The organism is Alcanivorax sp. HI0083, from assembly GCF_001635175.1.
On record NZ_LWFX01000800.1, the window covers coordinates 1 to 639 of the forward strand.

The window sequence follows — 639 nt, forward strand, 5'->3', positions numbered from 1 at the left end:
GGGTGCAACCCGCCCGGCAACTCGCCTCTGCCCGGCAACGTCACATCAACGGTCTCGCTGGCCAGCTGCTCATTCAGGGCCGCCTCTTCCATGGCACTTTTGCGCCCGGCAATAGCGTCCTGAACCTTCTGCTTGCCTTCATTGATGACGGCGCCGGCCTGCGGGCGCTCTTCTGCGCTCAGTTTGCCCAACCCCTTCATCAAGGCACTGATTTCACCCTTTTTGCCCAGGTACTTCACCCGCACATCGTCCAGCGCCCGAATGTCGCCAGCCTGCTCGACCTCTGCCAAGGCAGCGTCAACCAGGGCATTGAGATTTTCCATTTCAATTCCTCTGCTACACGCAACGCGCTTCGTGCACCCCTTTCCCGTGTTGCACAAAGCGTGTTGCTTGTTGCGTCTCTTTTACCAACAAAAACGGGGGAAGAGCGCGAACTCTTCCCCCGTTGAATGCACTACTACGCAGCTGCGTAACAGTCGATCAGGCGGTGAGACTCGCTTTGGCTTTTTCGGCCAAAGCGCTAAAGGTTGCCTGATCACGGACAGCGATGTCCGCCAGTACTTTACGGTCAATGTCGATGGACGCTTTCTTCAGCCCATTGATCAGACGGCTGTAAGACAGGCCGTTCAAACGCGCAGC

At 57.4% G+C, this 639-nt stretch carries 1 protein-coding gene and 1 pseudogene; both read right to left on the reverse strand.

Annotated features, from left to right (window positions below; all coding sequences use genetic code 11):
* A pseudogene (locus tag A3754_RS07730) lies at positions 1–323 on the reverse strand (phenylalanine--tRNA ligase subunit alpha); the annotation flags it as partial.
* A 157-nt stretch (positions 324–480) separates the two neighbouring features.
* Positions 481–639 (reverse strand): 50S ribosomal protein L20 (locus A3754_RS07735; protein ID WP_156496903.1); only part of this gene is annotated, 159 nt, incomplete at its 5' end.